The 1,673-nt window shown below is 69.0% G+C and carries 1 protein-coding gene and 1 pseudogene; one reads left to right on the top strand and one right to left on the bottom strand.

The window, feature by feature from the left end; translation table 11 throughout:
* On the bottom strand, positions 1-1,061 hold a 1,061-nt coding region (locus VF794_RS37100; RefSeq protein ID WP_331117976.1), incomplete at its 3' end, for an SGNH/GDSL hydrolase family protein.
* Between the two features lie 155 nt (positions 1,062-1,216).
* Here VF794_RS37100 and VF794_RS37095 point away from each other — a divergent pair.
* A pseudogene (locus VF794_RS37095) lies at positions 1,217-1,673 on the top strand (hypothetical protein); the annotation flags it as partial.

Genomic DNA, 1,673 nt, shown 5'->3' with positions numbered 1-1,673 from the left:
TGGGCGAAGTAGTGGACGTTCGTGTAGCCCGCGGCACGCACCTCCTCGACCATTTCGGAGACGTACTGCTGGATGCGCGTCCAGTGCGCGCGCTTCTCCGGGTAGAAGTCGTTCAGCATCGGTCCGACGGCGCAGACAATCTGGAGGTTGGGATTGGTCTGGTAGTACATGAAGAGCTCCCGGATGAAGGCCGCGTAGGCGTCCTTGAACGCCTGTGGGTCGCTCGGAGCGGTCGGCAGCCCCGACTCATCGGGCGTGCTGAAGTCGTTGAGGCCCAGGTTGATGACGATGACGTCAGGGACGAACTGCTCGAAGTCCCAGCGGGGCGAGTCGTCCGCGTCGGGGAAGAGGCGGGGGTAGAAGGGAGGGAGGGCCTGGTTCGTGTCGCCAGCGGTGTCGCGGTAGATGCCCCGGCCCTGGAGGCAGGTGTGGAACACCTCGGCGTTGAACCTGCGCCCGAGGAGGGAGCCGTAGGCCTTGGAGATGTCCTGGTTCTTCGAGCGGTAGCCGATGTACTTGGGGTCGTCGATGCGCAGCTCGTTGCCGTAGCCGCAGGTGACGGAGTCGCCGATGAACTCCAGCCGCTTCTCGGGCGGGGGCGGCGGGTCCAGCATGATGCCCTGGAGGCTGACGCCGATGAACTGGACGGTGCCGGCGGCGGAGTCGGTGCGCTTGACGATCTCGATGGTGTGCTCGCCCTTCATCAGGTTGCGAGCACCCTTGAGGATTTGAGGGTCGCCCCGCTTCAGCTCGACCGTCGCCTCCGTCTTGCCGTCGACGATGACGTTGACGAAGTTGATGGTGTTCTGCGCATCGCCCGTGCCCAGGTCCTTGAAGGCCACGTCGACGCCGGTGCAGTTGCACCGGAAGCGGACGGTGGTGCCCGGGAAGGCGTACCGGGGGCCCTGGGGCTCGGTGGGATCGTTGGGAACGGAGAAGTCCATGCGCCCGACGTACTGGAGCTTCGGGTCATCCGCGGCGTAGTCGAACCAAGCCGTGAACGGCTCGCACCCGGCCATGCCGAGAACCGGAAGAAGCCACATCCATCGGAGTCTGCTCATCCCATTCCTCCTCGGGGGAGTATCGCGCGGGAAGCGCGGGGCGTCATCGGGCGGGCGGGGGAGGGGACGGCCGGGTGCGGGAATTGCGTCAGAGGCGAGGGGGGAGCGGCCTTTGCGCCGGGCGCACGGGCCTGTCGCACATGAGGGTGGGCAGCGTGGCGGAGAAGGTGGTGCGGCTGGCGCCCTGCCCGGTGCTGACGTACCGCACGCCGTCGGCGAAGCGGTGGCGCTTGCGGAGGAAGCGGGCGCGGGAAGAGAGTGCGGCTCCCCTCTCTTCCCGGAGTCCCGACGTGCCCTCGGCCCTGCCGCTGTCCGCCGCCCTGCTGTCCCTGCTCACCGCCACGCCGAAGGCGCCGGCCCCGGCCGCGACGAAGGACACGGGCCCCTCGCCACAGGTGGCGGGGCAACTGGTGGGGGCGGCGCTCACCGAGGGCCATGCGTATGCGCGGCTCGCGGAGCTGACGGATGGGGTGGGCCCTCGCCTGTCCGGCAGTGAGGGCGAGGCGGCCGCGGTGCAGTGGGCCAGGCGCGCCTTCGAGGCGGATGGCGTGAAGGTGTGGCTGGAGCCGGTGAAGGTGCCGCGCTGGGTGCGAGGCGCGGAGAGCGGGCAGG

Source organism: Archangium sp. (assembly GCF_036389735.1).
In the GTDB taxonomy this organism is placed as follows: domain Bacteria; phylum Myxococcota; class Myxococcia; order Myxococcales; family Myxococcaceae; genus Archangium.
Note: the sequence above shows the minus strand (reverse complement) of the source record. Positions and strands in the feature narration are given on the sequence as shown.